23 protein-coding genes, 1 pseudogene and 1 riboswitch are annotated in these 22877 nt (G+C 54.0%); of the genes and pseudogenes, 14 read left to right on the forward strand and 10 right to left on the reverse strand.

Annotation, left to right across the window (positions count from 1 at the left end; translation table 11 throughout):
- Window positions 1-585: 585 nt before the first annotated feature.
- Window positions 586-2832, reverse strand: a complete 2247-nt coding sequence (locus tag GSUB_RS08220; protein ID WP_040200189.1) for a GAF domain-containing protein — start codon at window positions 2830-2832, stop codon at window positions 586-588.
- A 343-nt stretch (window positions 2833-3175) separates the two neighbouring features.
- Window positions 3176-3262: riboswitch (cyclic di-GMP riboswitch) on the forward strand.
- A gap of 132 nt (window positions 3263-3394) precedes the next feature.
- On the opposite strand from GSUB_RS08220, the gene GSUB_RS08230 reads away from it, so the two are divergent.
- A complete protein-coding gene (locus GSUB_RS08230; RefSeq protein ID WP_052464766.1) occupies window positions 3395-5092 on the forward strand; it encodes a S8 family serine peptidase in 1698 nt (565 codons plus the stop codon).
- A gap of 90 nt (window positions 5093-5182) precedes the next feature.
- On the opposite strand, the gene GSUB_RS08235 is transcribed toward GSUB_RS08230, so the two are convergent.
- The 4 genes from GSUB_RS08235 to GSUB_RS08250 form a co-directional block, all read right to left on the reverse strand.
- Window positions 5183-5899 (reverse strand): PEP-CTERM sorting domain-containing protein, encoded by a 717-nt coding sequence (locus GSUB_RS08235; protein WP_040200192.1) that lies wholly within the window; start codon window positions 5897-5899, stop codon window positions 5183-5185.
- Window positions 5900-6068: 169 nt separating this feature from the next.
- On the reverse strand, window positions 6069-6539 hold the full coding sequence (locus GSUB_RS08240) for a tRNA (cytidine(34)-2'-O)-methyltransferase (RefSeq protein ID WP_040200193.1): 471 nt from the start codon (window positions 6537-6539) through the stop codon (window positions 6069-6071).
- A gap of 93 nt (window positions 6540-6632) precedes the next feature.
- The gene (locus tag GSUB_RS08245; RefSeq protein WP_040200194.1) at window positions 6633-7913 is read right to left on the reverse strand and encodes an O-acetylhomoserine aminocarboxypropyltransferase/cysteine synthase family protein; all 1281 of its coding nucleotides are present in this window, start codon (window positions 7911-7913) and stop codon (window positions 6633-6635) included.
- A gap of 348 nt (window positions 7914-8261) precedes the next feature.
- The gene (locus GSUB_RS08250; protein ID WP_040200196.1) at window positions 8262-9551 is read right to left on the reverse strand and encodes an O-acetylhomoserine aminocarboxypropyltransferase/cysteine synthase family protein; all 1290 of its coding nucleotides are present in this window, start codon (window positions 9549-9551) and stop codon (window positions 8262-8264) included.
- 240 nt (window positions 9552-9791) lie between these two features.
- Between GSUB_RS08250 and GSUB_RS08255 the strand changes: the two genes are divergently transcribed.
- The 7 genes from GSUB_RS08255 (at window position 9792) to GSUB_RS08285 (ending at window position 14661) form a co-directional block, all read left to right on the forward strand.
- Window positions 9792-11471: an Rqc2 family fibronectin-binding protein gene (locus GSUB_RS08255; protein ID WP_158414063.1), complete on the forward strand. Its 1680-nt coding sequence runs from the start codon at window positions 9792-9794 to the stop codon at window positions 11469-11471.
- A 230-nt stretch (window positions 11472-11701) separates the two neighbouring features.
- Window positions 11702-12481, forward strand: coding sequence for a type I methionyl aminopeptidase (gene map / locus GSUB_RS08260; protein WP_040200199.1), 780 nt, complete (start codon window positions 11702-11704; stop codon window positions 12479-12481).
- A gap of 49 nt (window positions 12482-12530) precedes the next feature.
- Window positions 12531-12890, forward strand: coding sequence for a DUF1622 domain-containing protein (locus tag GSUB_RS08265; RefSeq protein ID WP_040200200.1), 360 nt, complete (start codon window positions 12531-12533; stop codon window positions 12888-12890).
- Window positions 12891-12910: 20 nt separating this feature from the next.
- A complete protein-coding gene (sugE, locus tag GSUB_RS08270) occupies window positions 12911-13231 on the forward strand; it encodes a quaternary ammonium compound efflux SMR transporter SugE (protein WP_040200201.1) in 321 nt (106 codons plus the stop codon).
- Between the two features lie 22 nt (window positions 13232-13253).
- The gene (locus tag GSUB_RS08275) at window positions 13254-13958 is read left to right on the forward strand and encodes an MgtC/SapB family protein (protein WP_040200203.1); all 705 of its coding nucleotides are present in this window, start codon (window positions 13254-13256) and stop codon (window positions 13956-13958) included.
- Between the two features lie 26 nt (window positions 13959-13984).
- Complete coding sequence (locus GSUB_RS20175) at window positions 13985-14383, forward strand: Tex-like N-terminal domain-containing protein (protein ID WP_040200204.1); 399 nt, start codon at window positions 13985-13987, stop codon at window positions 14381-14383.
- 26 nt (window positions 14384-14409) lie between these two features.
- Window positions 14410-14661: a hypothetical protein gene (locus GSUB_RS08285; protein ID WP_144401991.1), complete on the forward strand. Its 252-nt coding sequence runs from the start codon at window positions 14410-14412 to the stop codon at window positions 14659-14661.
- Between the two features lie 41 nt (window positions 14662-14702).
- On the opposite strand, the gene GSUB_RS08290 is transcribed toward GSUB_RS08285, so the two are convergent.
- The 3 genes from GSUB_RS08290 to msrB form a co-directional block, all read right to left on the reverse strand.
- Entirely contained in the window at window positions 14703-14966 is a 264-nt protein-coding gene (locus GSUB_RS08290; RefSeq protein ID WP_040200207.1) for a Txe/YoeB family addiction module toxin, read from the reverse strand.
- Window positions 14963-15205 (reverse strand): type II toxin-antitoxin system Phd/YefM family antitoxin, encoded by a 243-nt coding sequence (locus GSUB_RS08295; RefSeq protein ID WP_040200208.1) that lies wholly within the window; start codon window positions 15203-15205, stop codon window positions 14963-14965. Before GSUB_RS08295 ends, GSUB_RS08290 begins: the two co-directional genes overlap by 4 nt.
- A gap of 65 nt (window positions 15206-15270) precedes the next feature.
- Window positions 15271-15669 carry a peptide-methionine (R)-S-oxide reductase MsrB gene (msrB, locus tag GSUB_RS08300; RefSeq protein ID WP_040200209.1) on the reverse strand — a complete coding sequence of 133 codons (399 nt, stop codon included), beginning with the start codon at window positions 15667-15669 and terminating at the stop codon, window positions 15271-15273.
- A 332-nt stretch (window positions 15670-16001) separates the two neighbouring features.
- Between msrB and GSUB_RS08305 the strand changes: the two genes are divergently transcribed.
- On the forward strand, window positions 16002-16361 hold the full coding sequence (locus tag GSUB_RS08305) for a hypothetical protein (protein WP_040200213.1): 360 nt from the start codon (window positions 16002-16004) through the stop codon (window positions 16359-16361).
- A 36-nt stretch (window positions 16362-16397) separates the two neighbouring features.
- On the opposite strand, the gene GSUB_RS20075 is transcribed toward GSUB_RS08305, so the two are convergent.
- Window positions 16398-16697 (reverse strand): DUF2959 family protein, encoded by a 300-nt coding sequence (locus GSUB_RS20075; RefSeq protein WP_052464767.1) that lies wholly within the window; start codon window positions 16695-16697, stop codon window positions 16398-16400.
- A gap of 153 nt (window positions 16698-16850) precedes the next feature.
- Between GSUB_RS20075 and GSUB_RS08315 the strand changes: the two genes are divergently transcribed.
- Window positions 16851-18158, forward strand: a complete 1308-nt coding sequence (locus tag GSUB_RS08315; protein WP_040200215.1) for a thioredoxin domain-containing protein — start codon at window positions 16851-16853, stop codon at window positions 18156-18158.
- Window positions 18159-18406: 248 nt separating this feature from the next.
- On the opposite strand, the gene msrA is transcribed toward GSUB_RS08315, so the two are convergent.
- Complete coding sequence (gene msrA / locus GSUB_RS08320) at window positions 18407-18952, reverse strand: peptide-methionine (S)-S-oxide reductase MsrA (RefSeq protein WP_040200217.1); 546 nt, start codon at window positions 18950-18952, stop codon at window positions 18407-18409.
- Between the two features lie 299 nt (window positions 18953-19251).
- Here msrA and GSUB_RS08325 point away from each other — a divergent pair, with 299 nt between their 5' ends.
- The 4 genes and pseudogenes from GSUB_RS08325 to GSUB_RS08340 form a co-directional block, all read left to right on the forward strand.
- A complete protein-coding gene (locus GSUB_RS08325) occupies window positions 19252-19968 on the forward strand; it encodes an ATP-binding cassette domain-containing protein (protein WP_040200219.1) in 717 nt (238 codons plus the stop codon).
- On the forward strand, window positions 19961-20896 hold the full coding sequence (locus GSUB_RS08330; RefSeq protein ID WP_040200221.1) for a SufB/SufD family protein: 936 nt from the start codon (window positions 19961-19963) through the stop codon (window positions 20894-20896). Before GSUB_RS08325 ends, GSUB_RS08330 begins: the two co-directional genes overlap by 8 nt.
- A gap of 43 nt (window positions 20897-20939) precedes the next feature.
- Window positions 20940-22436, forward strand: a complete 1497-nt coding sequence (locus GSUB_RS08335) for a B12-binding domain-containing radical SAM protein (protein WP_040200223.1) — start codon at window positions 20940-20942, stop codon at window positions 22434-22436.
- A 107-nt stretch (window positions 22437-22543) separates the two neighbouring features.
- Window positions 22544-22810, forward strand: a pseudogene (locus GSUB_RS08340) (PQQ-dependent sugar dehydrogenase); the annotation flags it as partial.
- Window positions 22811-22877: the final 67 nt, after the last annotated feature.

Below are 22877 nucleotides of genomic sequence, written 5' to 3' on the forward strand. Positions count from 1 at the left end.
CCGCTGGGTCGCCCTGGTGAATTACGGCACCCCGGTTGAATGGAAACAACCCCGATGCGGGGATGGGCGATGCAATACCCCGGACCGGGATGAATGACGGTGGCAGGGCGACCCGGCGGGGACCGTGGGCAATGCATTGGATGTAGGGGCGACCCGCTGGGTCGCCCTGGTGAATTACGGCACCCCGGTTGAATGGAAACAACCCCGATGCGGGGACGGGCGATGCAATACGCCGAAACGGGGTAAATGACGGTGACAGGGCGACCCGGCGGGGACCGTCGGCAATGCATTGGATGTAGGGGCGACCCGCTGGGTCGCCCTGGTGAAACACGGCACCCCGGTTGAATGGAAACAACCCCGATGCGGGGACGGGCAATGCCAGACCCCGGAGCGGGGTGAATGACGGTGACAGGGCGACCCAGCGGGGACCGTCGGCAATGCATTGGATGTAGGGGCGACCCGCTGGGTCGCCCTGATGAAACACGGCACCCCGGTTGAATGGAAACAACCCCGGTGGGGGGAACGGCGATGCCAGACCCCGGACCGGGGTGAATGACGGTGACAGGGCGACCCAACGGGTCGCCCCTACGGATTCGATCCCATCATTTCGGTGAATGCGGTGACGATATCCGGGTCGAACTGGGTGCCCGCCTTTTCCTTTAGCTCCTGCAGCGCCTTTTCTTCTGACATCTTCTTGCGGTAGGTCCGGTCCTCGGTCATGGCGCACCAGGCATCCACCACGCTTAATGCCCGCGATAAAAATGGAATCTGCTCTCCTTTAAGCCCATCGGGATATCCCTGCCCGTTATAGTGTTCGTGGTGGTGCAGGATGATTTCCCGGACATCATCCGAAAACTCAATGTCCTTGAGAAGATCCACGGTTGTGTAGGGGTGAATCCTCAGGGAGCCAAGCTCCGCTTTGGATAGATTGCGCCCCTTCTTCAATACGCTTTTATCGATCAGCGCCAACCCCAGGTCATAGACCATTGAAATATAGAGACCAAGTCTCTTGCGGTCCTCGTCGACGCCGAGTTTTTCGAGCAATCGATCCGTCAGATCCAGGTTCCGCATCTTGGCGTGCGGATGGCGTCGCTTTGCACTAAGCAGGGTATCGAAAGAGGCGATGATACGCTTGAGATCTTTTTCTGTGTGGCCGTTCTGCCTCATTTGTGCAATCAGGGAGGCGATACGGTCGGCAAGCACCTGCGCCACTTTCAGATCGGTCTGTGAAAAGGCATCTCCTGATTTCTTGTTATTGAGATTGATGACGCCAATGGTTTTCCCATCGATTATCAGTGGAAGCGACAGCAGCGATTGGGTATTGTACTGATCGCTCAGGGTGCTGGTTGAAAAGCGCGGATCTTCGCGAATGTCTCGAATCAGCAGCGGTTTACCTTCTTGGGCCACCCATCCTGCGATCCGGTCGCCGGGGCGGATGCGAGTCTGTTTGACCACGTCATCGTCCAGTCCGCGTGCGCTGCGGATAACCAGGTCCTGCGTCAGGTCATCGCTGAGCATGATCGAGCAGGTATTGACAGCAAGCAGTTCGGAGACGAAATCAAGGAACAGATCCATGGTGGTATTGATCGCCGCGTCGATGCGTTGGCGGTCTTTTCTGGGAATCACGAGGGAGATGCGCAGCCCTTGGTCGGTATTGGCGGCATCGAGCTTCCAGTGATGGGTCTGCGCCGACTTGCGCGCCAGATAGAGTTTTAGGCTTTCATCGGATTTTTGGGGATCCAGAAGATTGGGCGAGGTGAAAAACGCCTCGGCCGCACCTTCCGGCAGGCGGAAAGAGGCCTGCATGGTCAGAACCACATGTTCGTCTTCACAGGCGGTGAACAGGATTTCGCCGGACGGAGGGACAAACGGAATCATTCCTTCCATCAGATTGATGAACAGCTGTGCCACCATGATCTTGTCGCCCACGACATCGGGAAGGTCTTGCGGAAAGCGAATATGGATGCGCAGATCTTTGCGTGCGATGCGTGATTGCAGCATCTTCGATTCCAGGGTTTCACGCAGGGCGTTTTCGAGGTTTATGATGGTGCTGTGCAGAATGCGCGATTCATCCTCTGTGCGCAGAAAATCAAGCTGATTCTCCACGATGGCGATCATCTTGTTGACTTCCTGGGAGATGATGCCGAGAAACTCCCGGTCTTCCTCCGTGCGGGGACGTTCGGAGTTGAGCATATAGTAAATCGCACCCTTGCATGAATTGAGGGGGGTGCGCAGTTCATGGCTGACCCGCGTCAGGAACTCTGTTTTGGCCACAGAGGTTTCGATCAGCTTGCGATTGACATCTTCAAGCTCCGCCGCCTTGCTTTTGAGCTGGGTGACGAGAAAGGCGTTTTTGAGGGCAATCGCTGCCTGGTTGGCGATGATCTGAATCAGGGTCAGTTCATCCTCGGTGAAAGGGCTGCCGTCTTTCTTGTCGTTGATGTTGAGCACCCCGAGCAGTTGGCTCTTGCCGATGACGGGGCAGGAGATGAAGGAGCGGGTCTTGTAATGATCATGTGTTTGGTGAAAACGGGGGTCTTTATCGATATCGGCAACAAGCACGGGCTGTCGCTGTTGTGCGACGTATCCGGCTATCCCTTCGCCGACCTCGATGCTGTAGGTTCGGGCCAGCTTGTCATCGAGCCCTCTTGAGGTAAAAATACTCAGCCTCTGCCGACTGTCTAGGAGCATCAGCGATCCTTTTTGGGCTCCCGTATGGTCGATAGCAAGATCCAGCATGATATTGGCAATGGAGCTGACATTGTCAGACAGAATGATTGCATTGGAGATCTGCTGAAGGATCTCCAGTTTTTTTTCGCTTAAATGCGACATGGTCTGCCTTAATTGGGCCCGGATTTAAGACTAAACCGGGATGAAAAACATGACATGGAAATGACACACCGGCATTCTATGTGTGTTTAAGCAAGAGATATGCCCGGGTGAAAACTGGTAAACCTTTGAAATTATATTGATTATTTTGTGGGAGCAGATTTGGACTGTAAAAAATATCGACAATTCCATGGTTTGACTGTAAAGCAGGAACGCTCCTTGCTATATGAATGGTCATGAAAGAAAAAGTCATGAATTCATTTTTATGCCCGTTCCTATTTCTATTCTGGGAGGATTTTTTGTCTACTTCGTTGGAACTTGTGCACGGAAAGCCGAATGTGCGGGTTTCCGACAAAGGTAAACCTCGGGTAACCGGGGGACACAAAGCCACGGGTCCTGCTCTGAAGGAAATGGGGACAGCCGGGTTGCCGAAAAAAACCTTATTCATTGTTTGAACAACCAACAACACATTCGGAGGTCTATTGTGAAAGCACTGGGATGTCGTCCAAAAATTGTTACTGCGCTTATATTTGCGTCGCTTATCTGCCTGGTAGGTGGCGCCGCCTTGGCCGGCCAGGGACCCAAGTTCAAAGAGGGCGAGCTGCTGGTCAAACCCAAATCCGGGGCTGATCCTGCCCGGGTGGAGCAGGCGCTCAGAGGTCAGGGCGCTCATGCCTTTAAAGAGATTCGCGGCATTGGCGTCAAGGCAGTCAAAGTGCCGGCCCATGCCCAGGAAAAGGTGCGCGCCGCCCTGGCTCGCAATCCTCATATCGATTTTGCCGAACCCAACTACCTGGGGCAGGGGATGTCGCTACCTGACGACCCCTCCTACGGAACCCAGTGGCATCTGCCGAAGATCGCTGCGCCGGAAGGCTGGCAGATCAGTACAGGTGTTGAAACGGTACCTATTGCCGTAGTCGACTCAGGCGTTGACGGCAGCCACCCCGACCTGGGTGATAAATTGCTCGGGGGCTTCAATTTTCTTAATGGCAGCACGGATACCAGCGATGTTTTGGGCCATGGCACTGCGGTCGCAGGTACGGCTGCGGCTATCTCGAATAATTCCATCGGCGTGGCCGGTGTGGCGTGGCGCAATCCGGTGATGCCTCTGGTTGTGCTCGATTCGAGCAACTACGCCACCTACAGCAACATCGCCTCGGCCATCATCTATGCAGTCGATAACGGCGCCAAGGTCATCAATGTCAGCATCGGCGGCACCAGTTCTTCTTTTACCCTGCAGTATGCCATCGATTACGCCTGGGATCGCGGCGCGCTGGTTTTCTGTGCGGCGGGCAATGCAAATTCAAGCGTTCCCAATTACCCTGCAGCCTGTGATCGTGCGGTGGCGATCTCTTCCACCGATTCCAGCGACAACCGCTCCTACTTCTCAAGTTATGGCGATTGGGTCGATCTGGCTGCGCCTGGTTCATCGATTTACACAACTCTGCGCGGCGGAGGCTTCGGCTACAAAAGCGGGACTTCCTTTGCGTCACCCGTTACTGCAGGCGTTGCGGCGCTGGTGTGGTCCGTCAATCCGAGTCTGACTCACGAAGAGGTGCTCAACATTCTTCGCAACAATGCCGATGACCTGGGCGCACAAGGGTTTGATATCTATTTCGGCCATGGGCGTGTCAACCTTGCTGCAAGTCTTGGTGCGGCCGGTGAGTTTGTTCCCGAAGCCGATGGAACGGCCCCTGAAGTCAGCGTTGCTTCTCCTTCAGAGGGTGAAATTCTCCAGGGTACTGTCTCATTCACTGTTGCGGCGACGGATGACAATGGTGTGGATCGCGTTGAGTTCCTGATCGACGGTCAGGTCGTCGGCAGTGATTCCTCTGCACCCTATGCCTGGAGCTGGGACACGACTCAGTGGAATGACGGCGGCTATACTCTTTCTGCACGCGCGGTTGACCCTTCCGGCAACGAAGGGGTGTCCGGCAGCGTCGATGTGCAGGTCAGCAATCCTGCCGAGCAGGAAGTGGTTGTTGAGGCAGATACTGAAGCGCCTGTCACCCTGATCACAAATCCGCTGCCTGGCGCCACAGTTGAGAAAAAAGAGCAGATCGATGCCCAGGCTTCTGATGATACCGGGGTTGTTCTGCTGGAGGTTTATCTCAACGGTTCGCTTATTTCGTCAACCTCCGACAATACGTTGAGCCTGCGCTGGATGACTCATCGTCTGGACAGCGGCGCATACAAAATCGAAGTGCGGGCCTATGATGCCGCAGGGAACATGGCAAGCGATACGGTGACGGTTTATAAATAAGAAATCCGTATCCCTTTGAAGAGAATGCAAAAAGGGCCGCGGGAAAATCGCGGCCCTTTTTGCATTTATTGTTGCGCAAATCTGATAGAGTCAGCTTTTACGTCTTGCTCCCCAGAGTCCCAGCCCCAGCAGGCCGGCACCGAACAGGAGGAATGTGCCGGGTTCAGGGATGACGTCGAAGCCACCACCGCCGCCGCCATTGGGAATAAACGTGCCGGGTAGTTTCAAGCTGTCATCGCCATCTTCCCCAACATTTTTCATGCGGACAAATGTCGTTCCGGACAGGCCACTTCCAAGATCCTGCTCCTCAATTTCAATAATGGGCATATCACTGAAAATCATTGTTAACGTTGCCTGTGTAAAATAATTGGGCTCTGCACCAAAGCCTTCTGTCTGTAATGGATTGTACAGTGCGCCTTTGATATCTTGCAGATGGGGCATGTAATCAAGTTCTATCCCATTGACACTATCAGAATGCATTTCCCAAAGACCAGTGCCTGTATTATCGCCGATTGTTAAAGAGTTTGCTCCGGAATCAAATGCCGTGAGGGACCATGAACTCAAATCCACGTCATTCTCAAGAAAAAAACCAAAACCAACGATGCCTGGGGCATTGGTTTCACCGTCAACGGTGAGAGGTGATGTGTTATCCAGAGTTAACATTAACGTGTTGCTCTGGATGGTAATTTCCATTGAAGCCGTCCCAAACGCTCCACTCTCTGAGACCCCAAAAAACTCGTAGGTCAACGCCCAAGAAGAACTGCCCGTAACAATCAGAAGAGCCAAGGTTAAAATGATTTTCTTCATGATCAGAATCCTTTCCTATGGAGGAAGCAGATTGATGTGTGGAATTGGTACTTTAATTTGTAATTTAATGATTGCAACAGTCGGGCCAAAGCGTAAAATGCTGGAAATATTGTGAAATATCTTGGGAGATAAAGGTCTGTAAAGTTCTTCGACAAGAAAAAAGGATCTGTCAACCAAGTGAGTTCGTCTGTCTCAACGCTTCATAAAGCACAATGCCGGTCGCAGTCGACAGGTTAAGGCTGCGCACCACGGGGGAATATAAAGGGATACGGATGGTACGTTCAGGGTGGGCATCAAGAAGAGAGTCGGGCAGGCCGGCGGTTTCCTTGCCGAACACAAGAAAATCCCCCGGTTTGAATTGAACCTGGTGATATGTGGCCTGCGCCTTTTTGGAGGTATACCAGAAGCGCCCCTCGGGGTAGGCCTTTTGAAGTTGTGCGAGATCGTCCCAGCGATGCAGCACGACCGCCGGCCAATAGTCGAGACCGGCCCGCTTGAGATAGCGGTCATCCAGTGAAAAACCCAGCTTGCCTACCAGGTGCAGAACCGTCCCGGTTGCGGCGCACAGGCGCGCGATATTGCCGGTATTGGGTGGGATTTCGGGTTCGACCAGGACGATGTGGAATGGTGATTTTTTCATGGCGCGAAAAGATACCATGACCGGGGTGTTATGGCAATGTGGTTGATTTGGCCGGGGTGCCGGAATTCAACCAGGGCGCAGCATGCTGCGCCCCTACGCCTTTAACGCCTGATCGAAATCGGCGCAGATGTCGTCGATATCCTCCATGCCGACGGATACACGGATAAAATCTGGGCTGACGCCTGCCGCTTTCTGCTCTGCTTCGGAGAGCTGCTGGTGAGTTGTGGAGGCGGGGTGGATGACCAGCGTCCTGGCGTCGCCGATGTTGGCCAGGTGGCTGGCCAGCTTGACGTTGTCGATGAAGCGCGCCCCGGCCTCTTTTCCGCCTTTGATTCCGAAGCCGAGGATGGCGCCCTGGCCTGAAGGCAGGTAAAGTTTCGCCCTCTCGTAGTCGGGGTGGCTTTTGAGGCCGGGATAGTTAACCCAGGAAACCTGGGGATGCTGCTCAAGGTAGTGGGCCAGAGCCAGTGCGTTCTGGCAGTGGCGCGGCATACGAACGTGCAGGGTTTCAAGACCTTGCAGGAAGAGAAAGGCATTCATGGGCGCCAGGCAGGGGCCCATGTCACGCAAAAGGGTGATGCGCATTTTGAGGATGTAGGCCAGCTCGCCCAACGCCTCGTGGTAAACCAACCCGTGGTAGCTGGGATCGGGAGTTGTGAATTCAGGGAAGCGCCCGCTCGACCAGTCGAAGCGGCCGCTGTCGACTACCGCGCCGCCGATGCTGGTGCCGTGACCGCCGATGAATTTTGTCAGACTGTAGCAGACGATGTCGGCGCCGTGCTCAATGGGCCGGAACAGGGCAGGAGTGGCCACCGTGTTGTCGACGATAAGGGGCAGCCCGTTGCGATGGGCGATGTCGGCCAACGCCGAAAAATCATCGACATTGTTTTTGGGGTTGCCGATGGTTTCGGTGAACAGTGCCCTGGTGTTGTCGTCAATGGCGTTTTCAACGGCCGAAAGGTCTGAAGTGTCGACGAATTTTACATCGATTCCCATGCGTTTGAATGTGTAGTGGAACAGGTTGTAAGTGCCGCCGTAAAGAGCGCTGGTTGAGACGATGTTGTCGCCGCTCTGCGCGAGATTGAGAATCGACAGGGTGATGGCGGACGACCCCGATGCCAGCGCCAGCGCTCCAACGCCGCCGTCAAGTTCGGCCAGGCGTTTTTCAAGGACGTCGTTGGTCGGGTTCATGATGCGGGAGTAAATATTGCCCGGCTCTTTGAGGGCAAAGAGATCTGCAGCGTGCTGCGAAGATTTGAACGCGTAGGATGATGTCTGGTAGATCGGCACCGCCTGCGCGCCGGTCGTGGGGTCGGGTTGCTGCCCGGCATGCAGGGCCTTTGTTCCGAGTCCGGATTTCTTCTGGTCAGCCATGGGATCTCCCTTTATGCGAGAATCAGGTATTTAAAAACAAGAAAAACGATCAAGAAGCTATTCGCCATCTATATCAAATTATCGGAAAAGATCAACCCGCTTATAAAGAACAAAAAGAAAAGTGGACCCCCGATAAACGGCAAGTCCGCTGTAAAAATATCCGACAGATCAATAATCTCCTCCCCCCAGCGGGGGGAGGTTGGGAGGGGGGAGCTTGAGAAACGAAGACCTGCGCTGCTTATTAAACCAGCCCCCACCCTAACCCTCCCCGCTGGGGGAGGGAATAAACATAAGATGCTTCTCCGCGCCTCTCTTCTCCTCTCCGCCTCTCCGTTGAAAAAAAGGTTCTCATCCCCCCTGACTCACCCGCAAAGCCTGATCCACATCCTCGATCAGATCATCAATGTGTTCAATGCCCACTGAAAGACGGATCAAATCAGGGCTGACGCCGGAGGCTTTCTGCTGTTCTTCGCTCAACTGGCGATGGGTGGTGCTGGCCGGATGCAGCACGCAGGAACGCGCATCGCCCACGTGAACCACCAGGGCGATCAGCTTGCAGGCTTCCATGAATTTCTTGCCCGCTTCAGTGCCACCCTTGATGCCGAAGGTCAGCACCCCGCTGGCGCCGAGGGGGAGGTATTTTTTCGTCAGCTCGTAGGTGGGGTGCCTGGGCAGTCCTGGATAGTTGACCCAGCTGACGCAGTCGTGTTTTTCAAGGTGCTTCGCCAGTGCGAGAGCGTTCACGCTGTGACGTTCCATGCGCAGGGGCAGGGTATGCAGGCCCTGGTTGAACATCCAGGCGTTCATGGGGCCGAGCGCCATGCCAAGATCGCGCATGTACTGCACCCGCGCCTTGATGATATAGGCCATGGGGCCGAACTTTTCCGTGTAGCGCAGGCCGTGGTAGCTTGAATCGGGTTCGGTGAGTTCAGGATAGCGGCCGTTGTTCCAGTCGAAGTTGCCGCCGTCGATGATGACGCCGCCGAGGCTGGTGGCGTGGCCGTCGATATACTTGGTGGCGGAATGGATGACGATATTGGCGCCATGCTCAAAGGGGCGGCACAGGCAGGGTGTTCCGAACGTATTGTCGATGACCAGCGGGACCTGCATGTCGCGGGCAATTTGGGAAAATTTCTCGAAATCGAGCACGTTCAGGCCGGGATTGCCGATGGTTTCGGCAAACAGGGCGCGGGTCTCGGGGCGAAACGCCGCCTTGATTTCTTCTTCGCCGGCATTGGGGTCGATGAAGGTGACTTCGACGCCAAGTTTGGGAAAGGTGTTGGCGAACAGGGAATAGGTGCCGCCGTAGAGCGTGCTGGCAGTCACGATATGCTGACCGGCCCGGCAGATATTGAGCAGAGAGATGGTTGAAGCGGCCTGCCCGGACGAGGTCGCCAGTGCAGCCACCCCGCCTTCCATCATGGCAATCTTTTTCTCGAAAGCATCCCAGGTGGGGTTGCCCAGGCGGGTGTAGAAAGGATCGGTGGCATCAAGATCGAACAGCTTGGCGACATGGTCTGCGCTGTCGTATTTGAAAGTGGTGCTCTGTGTGATCGGGGGGATGCGTGGTTCAGACGGCTTGGGATCGTAGCCGCCCTGGACGGCCTGGGTTTCTATGCGCCAGTTTTTTTTGTGCACGTAAATTCCTCCTGGATTGGGCGAGGGTAGGCTCGCGCTAACTGTACAGCATGGGGTCGCAACTCCCATGACAAGGGCCACTTTTCGCCATCCATGGCCGTTTGATTGGCGCCCTCCCTGGCGCCAAACACCCTTGTCATGGGAGTTGTGACCCCACGGGGTGAATAGAGACTCGATATCAAAACTTGCAACAAATTACCGCAACCCATAAGATTATGCAATTTCCGCAATGGGATGTTTATGGATTCGCTTATGCTTGAAGCGGTGGTCGCTGAGCTTGAAGACCGATTGAGCGGCGCTCGCTTTGAAAAAATCTACCAGCCGGAATCCGATACGCTGATCGCAAAACTCTGGACCGGCCGCGAAACCCTTCGTCTGCTCTTTTCGGCTTCCCCCCGCTTTTCACGCCTGCATCTGACTGAGCAGAAATTCGCCAACCCTTCGGCTCCGCCCCGTTTCTGCCAGCTTCTGCGCGCGCGACTCAAACGGCTTGTGTCTGTCAGGCGGATTTCAGGTGAGCGCATCGTCGAATTTCAGTGCAGCGGCCCTGAGAAGGAATCCTATCGTTTAGTCGTTGAATTGATGGGACGCCACGCCAATCTTCTCCTGGTGGATGCTCAAGGGATCATCGTCGATTTGTGGGAGCGGCGTGACGCGTCTGTCGGCGGGCGCGCGCTTCTGCCGGGGCAGCCTTATCAACTGCCTCCGCCCAGGCCGCTGCAATCTCTTGAGAGCTGGGATGGAGAGTTGCCGCAGGATGCGGTGAGCACCGAGGACGTGGCGCGTTTTCTCGCTCAAACCCTGACACCTATCTCCTGGTTGGCTGCACTGGATCTTGCGTCGGGACAAAGCGCTGGGCACAATCTTCAGGAGTTGGTGCGCGACCTGTTGGAGGCGCTGCAGGAAAAAGCCTTTGAACCGGTTGTGGGCACCCTGGCTGATGATCTTGTCGTTTCGCCTTTCGCCCCCCGCTTTCTGGAACTTAAATCCAGGCAGCGTTTTGATTCTCCCTCTCAGGCGGCTGAAGCCTATTACCGTCAACTGATTGAAGAGAGCGGGGATTTGGGCGAGCAGCAGTTTCTGCGACGGCTGGTTGCCCGCCACCAGAAGCGGGTCAAGGGACGGCTTGCTAAAATCAGGGAGCAGGAGAAAGATCTCGACAAGGCGGATAAGTTCAGGCTGTACGGCGAGCTATTGCTGGCCAACATGCACCTGGTGCGCCGCGGCATGGAGCAGGTGGAGGTTGAAAATTATTATGAGGACCCGCCCAGTCGGGTTGTTATCGACCTTGATCCCCGCCGCGCGCTTCATGAAAACGCGGATGATTATTTTCGCAGATACAAGAAGATGTGCCGGGGTGCGGAGCACGTTGAACGCCGTCTGCATGAAACCCAGCAGGAGATGGACTGGATTGACGGTGTGGCATTCTCCCTGTCCGAGGCCAGGGAAGCCGAGGATCTGGTTGATATCCGGAGCGAACTTGAAGAAGCCGGCCTTGTCCCCTCTGCCGGACGCATGGAGAAGAGCTTCGCAAGAAATCGCCGACCCCGTCCGCAAGCTGCCTTAAGCCCTGGAGGGTTTCGCGTTTACTGGGGAAAGAACAGCAGAACCAACGATTATGTCAGCCGGGAGCTGGCTTCCGATGGAGATTTCTGGTTTCATGCCTACCAGGTGCCCGGCAGTCACGTCCTGCTGAAGGTGACAAAAAAAGGGGAAGCTGTCCCGGAGGAGGATCTTCTGTACGCGGCGGCGGTGGCTGCAGCTTATTCCCGCGCCGCTCAATCAGGGAAGGTCGAGGTGATGGCGGCCCGGGCCGAAGATGTGCGGAAGCCAAAAGGGGCGCGTCCCGGCCTGGTGACTGTCGCGGCTTATCGGACGGTGATGGTCAAGCCGCTGATACCCTCTAAAGAATCCTGGTAACTTTTGAGCATGGGGTCGTAACTTCCATGACAAGGGGCACTTTTCGCCATCCCTGGCCGTTTGATTGGCGCCCTCCCTGGCGCCAAACACCCTTGACATGGAAGTTACGACCCCGCGAGGTGAATAGATACGAATCCTGATGGGGTTTTTAACTGGCTTTTCTGGTATGATTTTCCGTGTTTCGCATGTGTTCCATGTTTTTGTAGAATCTTGTAGAAGGAATATGATTTATGCCATTGAAAAATCAAGATGAAATCGAATTGATGCGCCGGGCCGGTCTGGTGTTGTGGGAAGCCCACCAGCAGGCGGCTCGCCGCATGGAGCCGGGGGTGACGACGCGCGAGGTCGACCAGGCGGTTGAAGACTGCATTACCTCTCACAATGCCATCCCCTTGTTCAAGGGGGTTCCTGGGAAGGTGCCGTTCCCGGCGGCGACCTGCGTTTCGATCAACAACGAAGTGGTGCACGGCATCCCTTCATCCCGTACTTTGAGTGAGGGAGATGTCGTCAGCATCGATATCGGCGTAAAACTCGACGGCTGGTGTGCTGATGCTGCGGTGACGCATCCCGTGGGATCGATTGACGCGCAGTCGCAGAAACTTCTGCAGGTGACGGAGCACTCGCTGCGGCTGGCCATCGGCGCTCTTCGCAAAGGGGTGCGCTGGAGCAAGATCGCCCGCAAGATGCAGCAGTATATCGAAGGGGAAGGGTTCTCGGTGGTGGAAGAGCTGGTGGGGCATGCAATCGGCCGCGAGCTTTGGGAACCTCCGCAGGTGCCGAACTTCTTCACTAAGCGCATGCCCGATTTCAAAATCAAGCAGGGGCTTGTGCTGGCCATCGAGCCAATGGTCAATGTCGGAAAAAAAGATGTCATCATGATGCCCGATCATTGGACCGTTGCCACCCGTGACGGAACCCGCAGCGCCCATTTTGAACACACTATTGCCGTGACGGAGGACGGGCCGCGTGTTCTGACCTGTGGGCCGGACGGGCAGGGCTGGGCCATGTGAGAAATCTGTGGCAGGCTTCCTTCGATCTTCGTCTGAATGGAGATGATCTATGACTGAAATTATTAAACCTCTGGCCGAATGGTGTGCGGCGATCACTGAGGCGATCGGCATCAGTATGATCACTCTTTCTGCGATTTACTGCCTGTTGTGGGGCAGCATTCAACGCCTCAAGTTCAGAGATGCTGAAAACACAGCCAGGATCGGCCAGAAAGTGCGCCAGACTCTTGGGCGAGGCATTATTCTCGGACTGGAATTTCTGATCGGTGCCGACATTATTCATACCGTTGCGATCGATCTCTCGTATGAATCTGTCGGGGTTCTCGCGGTTATCGTTGTCATCCGCACTTTCCTCAGTTTTACCCTTGAGATGGAAATCGAAGGTCGTTGGCCGTGGCAGCAAAAGAGTTGATTGGTTTTTAAGGGCAGCGTATGACTTGGGCTATTCTTGTCTTAGCCGGATTATTTGAAGTCGCCTGGGCGATTGGCCTGAAGTATACGATGGGATTCACGCGCCTGTGGCCGTCGTTGTGGACTGTTGCGGCGATGGGGTTGAGTTTCTGGCTGCTTGGGCTGGCGATGAAGGGGTTGCCGGTGGGCACCGCTTACAGCATCTGGGTGGGGATCGGTGCCGTTGGTACGGTCATTCTCGGGATTATTCTTTTCGGAGAGCCCGCTACTGCCGGTCGGCTGGTCAGCATCGGATTGATTGTCGCCGGCCTGATCGGTCTGAAGCTGGCCACGCCAGGCTGATGATCTGAATACGGGATATTATATGCTTTCATTTCAAACTCTTGTTGATAACTATGAGTTGGCGATCCTGGTCAAAATCATTCTCGCCGGTATTGCCGGCGGGGTTATCGGGCTGGAGCGTGAGAAGCACGGACGGCCCGCAGGGCTGCGGACCCACCTGCTGGTGGCGATCGGCGCTGCGCTGATGATGATCATATCCGAGTCGTTTTTTCTGAAATATGGTTCTCTCGATGCGATGGTGTCCCCGGTGCGTCTCGACCCCTCCCGCGTGGCGGCCCAGATTGTCACCGGCATCGGCTTTCTGGGGGCTGGAGTCATCCTCAAGCAGGGTATTTCCGTCCATGGATTGACTACCGCTGCGTCACTGTGGCTGGTGGCTGGTCTTGGCATGGCCTTTGGTTCCGGCATGTTTATCGCCGGGGGAATCGCGATGACCACAGCTTTGTTCGGGCTGGTATTTCTTAAACGCCTTGAGCCCTACATTGTGAAATCCCATTACCTCTGCCTGACGATCACTGCAGACCGATCGCCTGATATTTATCCCGATCTTGAGAGGATTTTCAGTGAAAAAAATCTTCGTATCCACAATATCGGTGCTACCCTGGACCTGGAAAACCAGACCACGACCTACCGTTTGACTCTGACCCAGCACACTAGGCGCATCGGCAGGGAATTGACTGCTGAGATATCTGGGATCCCCGGGGTCAGGAAAATCTCCTTTGAATAATATCCGCACTTATATGCAGGAGCCCCATGAGCGCACTTGATATCGTTTCCCTGCTGCAGCAGGACACCGGGCTGCAGCGCTCTCAAATTGAACAGACCGTGGCGCTTCTGGAATCAGGAGCGACGGTTCCATTCATCGCCCGCTACCGCAAGGAAGCAACCGGTGAGCTGGACGAGGTACAGATCCGTTTGCTGCGAAGAAAGAGGGTTCCAATAAGGTCAAGACTGACCTTGCTTCTGCCTTTGAAAAATCAGGTTTCCGGGTTAAAAAAGGGATTGATTAGCGCTTGCGTCCAGCTATTCGCTCAAACAGGTTCCCAGCGGGGGAGGGTTAGGGTGGGGGCGCTTGGCGAAATACCGGACACCCCCCTCCCAACCTCCCCCCGCTGGGGGGGGGAGGAGCTTGAGCTTAGCGTTAATCAGTAAAAGGGATGAAAAAGGAGTTCCAGACATTGTCCATCGAAAAAAATATCTGTCTCGAATGCCCCTATTGCGGCGAGGCGATTCATCGACCGTTGAGTTGGTTCAAGCAGACCTATTTCACCTGCCCGGCTTGTGAGCAGGGGCTGGCTGCTGCACAGTTTTCCGAGATTGTTGATGAAATCGAAGAAGCGCTGGATGCGCAGATCGAGGAGATGATTCAGGGAAGCGGGGAGAAAAAATCGGGCTGTTGCGGTGGCAAGTCTTCCTGCTGTGGACAGTGATTGATGTTTCGCAAAAAAGCATCAATAATTGAGTGCATCCACTATTCGTAATGTGTCCACATCCGCAGCACCTTGATCGTCTTAATCTCTTCCAGGACCTGATAGACGAGCCGGTGCTGGATGTTGATCCTTCTTGAATAGGCTCCTGCCAAGTCACCGACAAGTTTCTCATACGGTGGCGGGGTCTGATATGGATTCTCCGCAATTATTTCGAGCAGTCGCCAGGCTTTTGGCTTCATGCCCGATGCGGAGAGTTTTTTTGCATCCTTTTGGGCCTGCTTGGTGTAAACAATCTTCCAACTCACCAGTCGAGTTCCTTGTCACACTCGTCGACGGGTGTTTTCATCCCTTCAATGATCGAGTCTTTCACCCCGGGAATTGAGTGAAGATAAAGTGTTTCCTGGATGGCCCTCCAATCATCTTCAGAAATCAAAATAGCATTGCCACGCTTGCCCGTGATCTGTATCGGTTCATGGGTTTCTGAAACCTGATCGAGGATGCGGTACAGGCTCTTTCTTGCTTCGGTCGCAGTGATTGTCGGCATATCTTTCTCCTTATCTCGTGTACGTAATAGCGTACGCCCAGAAAAAGGAGAAGTCAAGAATCACATCAGTCCACGGGTACAAAATCCAACGCGGCGGAATTGATGCAGTAGCGCAATCCGGTTGGTTTGGGACCGTCCTTGAAAACATGCCCAAGGTGACCCTCGCAGCGCGCACACAGGACTTCGGTCCGCGTCATGAAGAAGCCGCGGTCTTCCTGGGTCTGAATGTTTTCCTGGGCGACAGGTGCTGTGAAACTGGGCCAGCCTGTGCCCGAGTCGAACTTATCTTTTGATGAGAATAGATCGAGACCGCATCCTGCGCAGCGATATGTCCCCGCCTCGTGATTGTCCCAGTATTTTCCACTGAATGCAGGCTCGGTTCCCTTGCGACGCAGTATGCGGAACTGCTCTTCGGTCAATTCCCGCTTCCACTCTTCAGCCGTTTTTGAAATTTTCTCAGTCATAATGTATTGCTCCTGTTTGACGGAAAAAACTTTGATTTGAGAAGGTTTATCCCCACTCTGTGCATATCCTGGGGCTTGCAACGTTATCGTAAGCACCAGGAACAAGGCCAGTCGCATCTTTTATAAGCTCATCCGGCTTCCCACTCATGGACCTCCTGTCAATTTGCCCTCTGAACAAATAGCGAAAAAATAACTTGAAATGGTTTTGAGTTGATGTATACATTATCTTGTAGCATGTATGGAAATTATTACTTTGTGTGTTATCGGCATGTGTCAAGTGCAGCCATGGCTTCAAGAACGGGCGCGAAAGGTGCCGGAAAGGATGGAGACGGATGAGCGAAGACATGCGAGCCACCATCGCCTACATTGCAGGGAGTTTAATCAAAGACGAAAAATCTGCCGCCATATATGACCGCGATCGCGAAAGGTTTCTGAATGTCGGGGTCGATGTGCCGATGCCCAGGGTCTCCATGCATGATCCCGAAAAAGGCTGTCAGGTCAAGCGCAGCCCGGACTGTTCGAACTTCTGCCTTCTCGATGACAAAGATCACCACGTGTGCCTGAGTGTTCAGGGGCGGCTGTTCGATGGAATCGACCATGATTCCCTGTCCCATTTCAGCGGTCACGTCATCGATAATGTTGTTTCGCTTTATGATTACCGCAAGTCCGATTACTTTTTTTATCAATTCTGATCTGTTTTTGTCGTAGTACGAGGCGACCTTTCGTTTTTAAGGGGTCGCCTCGTACAATCTGTCATTCTTCCAGAGAAGCGATGAATTCATCGGCCCGTGCCACGGCATTTTCAATGGACCGCACCAGGGTGTCCACACATTGGCCTGAACCGATTTTGTTTCGCTTTTCAAGCCGGCAATCGCTCTGGCGTTCAGGTTGTGTTTCATGAAAAGCACCTGGTCGCGCAATGGGACCAAGGCGGGTTCAAGCTTGGATTCTGCCTCTTTCATCGCAGAGATGAGTTCGAGGTACTTCTGCCGGGTCGCATCGAATATCTGTTGGCTCGACCGACGCAATAGGCAAAATACGTAGATTTATCATGCATATCTCCTTCTATTCATCACACAGGTTCATAAGATAGGTTGGCAACTCTTAAAGAATACAGCACAAAAGTGCAGCAATGGTAAAATAAAAACAGGGGCAGGTTGATCCTGGAGGGAAAATCTCCCATGACCAAAGTTCTGACCACCTGGTTTTTATTTGTAATCATTGTCCTCTTTCTGCCTGGAGACTGGAACCCTGGCGCATGGGGGGCAGAGTCCAGCCCGGCGGGTCCCGCTGAGGTTGTTCTGTTGGTCTATTCCGCAGAAAATTGCCCCCATTGCCGAAAAACCGAAGAGTTTCTCAATCTTCTGGCTTCGCGCCATCCTGGCCTGAAGGTCGATGTGCGGGACATCTGGAATAATCGCGCTTACTTTGAACAATTGCTCTTTCTGAGTGATCTGTTCGACGCATCGGTTGTTACGCCTTCAATCTTTCTGGGAAACCGAGCCTGGTTCGGAATCGGACTGGAGCAGCAGAGCCAGTTGGAAGCGGCCGTGCAGGAATGTCTGCAAAGCGGGTGTGACGATACTTTGCAACTTGCCGAATCCGGACGCCTGGACCCGCAGCGGATACCTTCATATTCGGATGAATCTGATGTGGGGCCAACTCGAATTTTTGTGCCCTGGGTTGGAGAAGTTGACGGCCGCACCCTGTCGCTGCCCCTGTTTACCCTGATTGTCGGGCTGCTTGACAGCTTGAACCCCTGCGCTTTTTTCGTGCTTCTTTTTCTACTGAGCCTGCTGATTCATCTGCGCTCTAAGCCGCGCATGCTGCTGGTGGGAGGCATTTTCATCTTCTTCTCGGGGCTGTTTTATTTCCTGTTCATGGCGGCCTGGCTCAATCTCTTTCTCTCATTCGGCCAACTGCGCGGCCTGACGCTCGCGGCGGGAGTTCTCGCTGTGGTGATGGGCGCTGTCAACATCAAGGACTTTTTCTTTTTCAAGCAGGGGGTAAGTCTTTCGATCCCCGATTCAGCCAAACCGAAACTGTTTGAGAGAATGCGCGGTCTGCTCAAAGCCTCAAGTCTGATTTCGATGATCGGGGCGACCATCGTCCTGGCCGCCGCTGCAAATATGTATGAATTGCTGTGCACGGCAGGTTTTCCCATGATTTTCACCCGGGTGCTGACTCTGCATGAGTTGCTGACCTGGGAGTATTATCTTTTTCTCGTTCTTTACAACCTGGTTTACATCACCCCTCTGGCGGTCATCCTGCTGATTTTCACTTTTACTCTGGGCGCCTCCAAACTCAGTGAATGGCAGGGGCGGGTGCTGAAGCTTCTCTCCGGGACAATGATGTTCATGCTTGGGATGGTCCTGGTGCTGCGCCCTATGCTGCTCAACCAGATGCTGGTCTCCATTGGACTGCTGGGGACTTCAGTAGTGATAACCTGGCTGGTGGCTGGAGTGTGGCAGAGATTCGTGCACGAGTAATGATCCCCTGGAATTGTGCAAGAACCGAAACAGACCAAAACTCATGCCGAGAAGATCGGCAACCCCGCCCATGGTCAGCCGCATCCTGATATAGCCCCGGTTGGTTTCTCCCGTATCATGCCCAGCCAAAAGGGTTGCGGCCGTTTCACTAACAGCCTGCGGCAGAGTGGTGTAAGGTTCGGTCCCGAAGAAGCGTTGTTTGATATGAAAAAAACATAGCATGCTGAAAATGTATACCCTAGCTCGAATTATTCTGAATCTTTCCATGTTTTCTCCAGGAAAAGATCGCGGCCGGACCCCGAGCGGTAGAAGCGGTATCTCAAAGGGTTTTCCTTGTAGTAATCCTGGTGATAGGCTTCAGCCGGATAGAACGCCGACGCCGGAAGGATTTCAGTGACGATGGGTCGCTTGAATTTTCCCGATCGCGCTAACTCTTCCCGGGACTGTTCCGCCTGGCGGCGCTGCTCTTCATCCAGGTAGAAGATGGCGCTGCGATACTGACTGCCACGATCAATGAACTGTCCTCCATCATCGGTCGGGTCGATGTTCCTCCAGAACACCTCCAACAATTCCGGGTAGCTGATTTGCTCAGGGTCATAGCTGATTTCAACCGCCTCAAGGTGGCCGGTTATTCCAGATGTCACCTGTTCATAGGAAGGATTTTTTACAGTTCCCCCTGTGTATCCTGAAACGACGGAAACAACTCCCGGCAGTTTTTCAAAAGGCGGTTCCATACACCAGAAGCATCCTCCGGCAAAAATGGCTTTTTTGATGGTCTGCGGTTCTTTATCCATATCGTAACTCTCCTCTGCGGCATGCGCTGAAAAAGAAGATGTCACAGCCATGACCGTAAATATGCCAAATGAAATGAAAAGTGTTCTTAACATGGCGTCCCTCTGAAATCAGATGGTCTCGTTCTGTGAAGAGCAGATTCCGGTCTTCAGAATCTACACCAAAATTATTGCGTTACAAGGATACGATTTGACTCGACGGTGAATGAGCACCGTTTTCGACCGCGCAATTTGCCTTCGTTCTCTCATGAGATAAGATGATAATGTCAAAGTGAAAGAACTACTTTTCGGGAGGTTATGGCATGTCCTTGCTGGAAATGCGCAATATCGTTTACCGGACCCCTGACCGCACCATTATCGACCACCTGGATATGTCCCTTGATTCCGGCGAGGTGCATGCCCTGATCGGGACCAATGGCACAGGAAAAAGCACCCTTGCATATCTGATCATGGGGTGCAGCAGACAGAGCCCGCAGCAAGGGGAGATTGTTTTTGACGGACAAAAAATCAACGATCTTGAAATCCACGAACGTGCGCGTCTTGGGATCTCGCTGGCCTGGCAGGAACCGGTTCGATTCGAAGGCCTGAGGGTGGATGAGTATCTTTGCCTGCATGACAAAACACTCGACGCCGATTCGTACCTGAAACAGGTTGGACTGGATCCCTCTTCGTACGCCAAACGAATGGTCGACAAGAATCTCAGCGGTGGTGAACGGAAACGGATAGAACTCGCATCGGTGCTGGCGCTTAAACCTCGCCTAGCGATTCTCGACGAGCCTGATTCAGGCATCGATATGCTGTCGACCCGGGATATCCTCCAGGTGATCGATTCTTTCAGGCAATCCGGTGCGGCAGTTCTGCTCATCACTCACCGCGAAGAGATTGCCGGCTGCGCCGATCATGCCTCCCAGATCTGTGACGGCCGCATCGTGTGCACCGGCGATCCTCGGCATGTGGCCGCTCACTATCAGAACAGAAAATGTCTTTTGTGCGACGGAGTGGAGTGTGGATATGAGTGAAAATGACCTTCTGCTGGAAGCTTTCGGTTCAAGCGGCGGCGACCGTGAGGTTTTCGAAGACCTGGAGGTGGCGCATCTTCTGGCCGTCGAGCACCGCATCCTGAGCGCACGGCAGGTGCAAGGACTGAAGGTGGACACCGAGGAAACCCCACACGGCATTGTTGCGAGAATCAGGGTAGCTGAGGACGTTAGAATCTCCAATCCCGTTCATCTCTGTTTCGGAGTCGTTCATTCTGAAGGCCTTCAGCAGATCGAAATGGACATTGTGCTCGAGCCTTACTCCTCGGTTGATTTTATCGCCCACTGCCTGTTTCCTAATGCCGAGAAGGTTCGTCATGCAATGATTGCCCGGGTTGAAATCGGGGAGGGAGCCAGGTTGCGCTATAACGAAACTCACGTACATGGCCCTCAGGGTGGGGTTGAAGTTGTCCCGAAAAGCCAGGTGCAGGTAGGTGAGGGCGGTCGCTTCAACAGCGAGTTCAACCTGACAAGCGGTCGCGTCGGCAGCCTGGATATGGATTATACCATCACCGGCTATGCCGACTCGGTTACGGAACTGATCGCACGCGTTTCCGGCAGCGGCAGCGATATGATCAAAATCCGTGAAAAGATTGTTCTCGAAGGAGAGAACTCCCGTGGTCTGATTAAATCAAGAATCGCTTTGCGGGATCATGCTTCGGCCGAGATCATCGGTTCGACCTCAGGAAACGCTGCCGGCGCACGGGGACATGTGGACTGCATGGAACTGGTCAGAGATCAGGCGGTCGCCCGGGCCGTCCCGATTGTCAACGTCACTCATCCGCTGGCGAAAGTGACTCATGAGGCAGCTATCGGCACGGTCGACCAGCGCCAGCTGGAGACGCTTCTGGCCCACGGGCTTTCCCCCGATGAGGCTGTGGACGTAATCATAAGAGGGGTGCTGCGATGAGGGCTAACAGAACCTACGGTATCGCTTCTCGAGGAGTTCAAGTATGAAAATTCTTCTGGTTTATCCTCATTATCCGACCACTTTCTGGAGCTTTCGCTATGCGATGAAATTCATCGACCGTAAAGCCAGTTTTCCGCCGTTGGGATTGTTGACCATTGCTGCAATGCTGCCTGGAGATTGGGAAAAGAAACTGGTCGACATGAATGTCCGCTCCCTTTCAGACGCAGATCTGATGTGGGCGGATTACGTTTTCATCAGTGCCATGACGATTCAGAAAGAATCGGCATGCGAAGTTATCGAACGGTGTCGACGCCTTGGGGTCAAGACTGTTGCCGGAGGGCCGCTGTTCACCTCCTATCATGAAACCCTGCCCGAGGTCGATCACCTGGTGCTGGGGGAAGGGGAGGTGACCCTGCCGCCTTTTCTGCAGGATCTGCAGCAGGGCGAACCCCGTCATATTTACCGTGCAGAGCAGTGGGCGCAGATCGAACAGACGCCGATTCCTCTGTGGGACCTGATCGACATGAAAGATTACGCGGCCATGAACATCCAGTACGGGCGGGGTTGTCCCTTCGACTGCGAGTTCTGCGATATCACCGCTCTGTTTGGACGCCGGCCCCGCAACAAAAAAGTTGGCCAGATTATCGATGAGTTGGAGAGTCTGTATGCGCGCGACTGGCGTGGCGCGATCTTTTTTGTCGATGACAACTTTATCGGCGATAAGCCGACCCTCAAGAATGAGGTGCTGCCCGCCATCGTCGAATGGATGAAGGAGAAGGATTACCCCTTTTATTTCTATACGGAGGCGTCTGTCGATCTTGCAGACGACCCGCAGTTGATGGAATGGATGGTGCTCGCCGGATTTGAAGAGGTCTTTGTCGGCATCGAAACTCCCGACGATGCAGGGCTTGCGGAAACTTGCAAACTCCAGAACAGAAACCGCGACCTGATCGATTCCGTCAAACGCATTCAGCAGGCCGGATTACAGGTTCATGGTGGTTTTATTGTCGGATTTGACAGCGATACGCCGGGAATTTTCGAAAAACAGATCAGGTTCATTCAGGAAAGCGGCATTGTGACCGCTATGGTCGGCGTACTTTCCGCGCTGCGTGGAACCCGTCTCTACCAGCGGCTGGAGGGCGAGGGTCGCTTGCTTAAGGATTCGTCTGGTGAGAATACGATTTTTGACGTCAATTTTATTCCGCGCATGAATCCGGAAGCACTTCGCCTTGGCTATCAGAAAATTCTCGATACCATTTACGATCCTAAACAGTACTACCAGCGGGTGATCAGCTTGTTCAAGGAATACAATCCTCGCCCGAAGGGAAAATTCCATTTGCAGAAGGGACATATCGGCGCATTGTTCAAGTCGATTCTCTGGTTGGGAGTAATTGGTAAGGAGCGCCTCCAGTTCTGGAAACTGTTTTTCTGGTCCCTGTTCAGAAAGCCGCGCCTTTTCCCCCTGGCCATTACCTATGCCGTCTATGGTTTCCATTTTCGCAAGGTCGCAGAACGGGTCAGGGAGGGGGATTCTTTTTGATCAGCTTAAATACCAGATTTTTGGTGGAGGCCGATATGGTTCGTCTTCAGAGCCACCCAATCCTTCGGAAGCGCAACATTTCTTTAGGTTCACCTGGGGTGCCCACTTCCATCGCACCTTCAGGAATGGCTTTTTACACCGGCGATAAATTCCCCCGCTGGCAGGGGGATCTGTTTGTTGGAGCATTGGCGGGGCAGATGCTGGTCCGCTTGAGATTTGACGGAGAAGAACTGGTCGAGGAGGACCACCTTCTGAAAGATGAACTGGGACGCATCCGCGATGTGCGCGTCGGACCGGACGGCTTAATCTACCTGCTGACCGACCATGGAAACGGTGTGCTGGCGCGTCTGGAGCCGGTTGAGGATGAGAAGTAAATCAAGAGATAACTAGTGAGGCCGCAGTGCGTGACGACATCGTTTGCGATGACAAACACGCCTGCGG

Origin of the sequence: Geoalkalibacter subterraneus (assembly GCF_000827125.1) — a bacterium.
Classification (GTDB): Bacteria; Desulfobacterota; Desulfuromonadia; order Desulfuromonadales; family Geoalkalibacteraceae; genus Geoalkalibacter_A; species Geoalkalibacter_A subterraneus.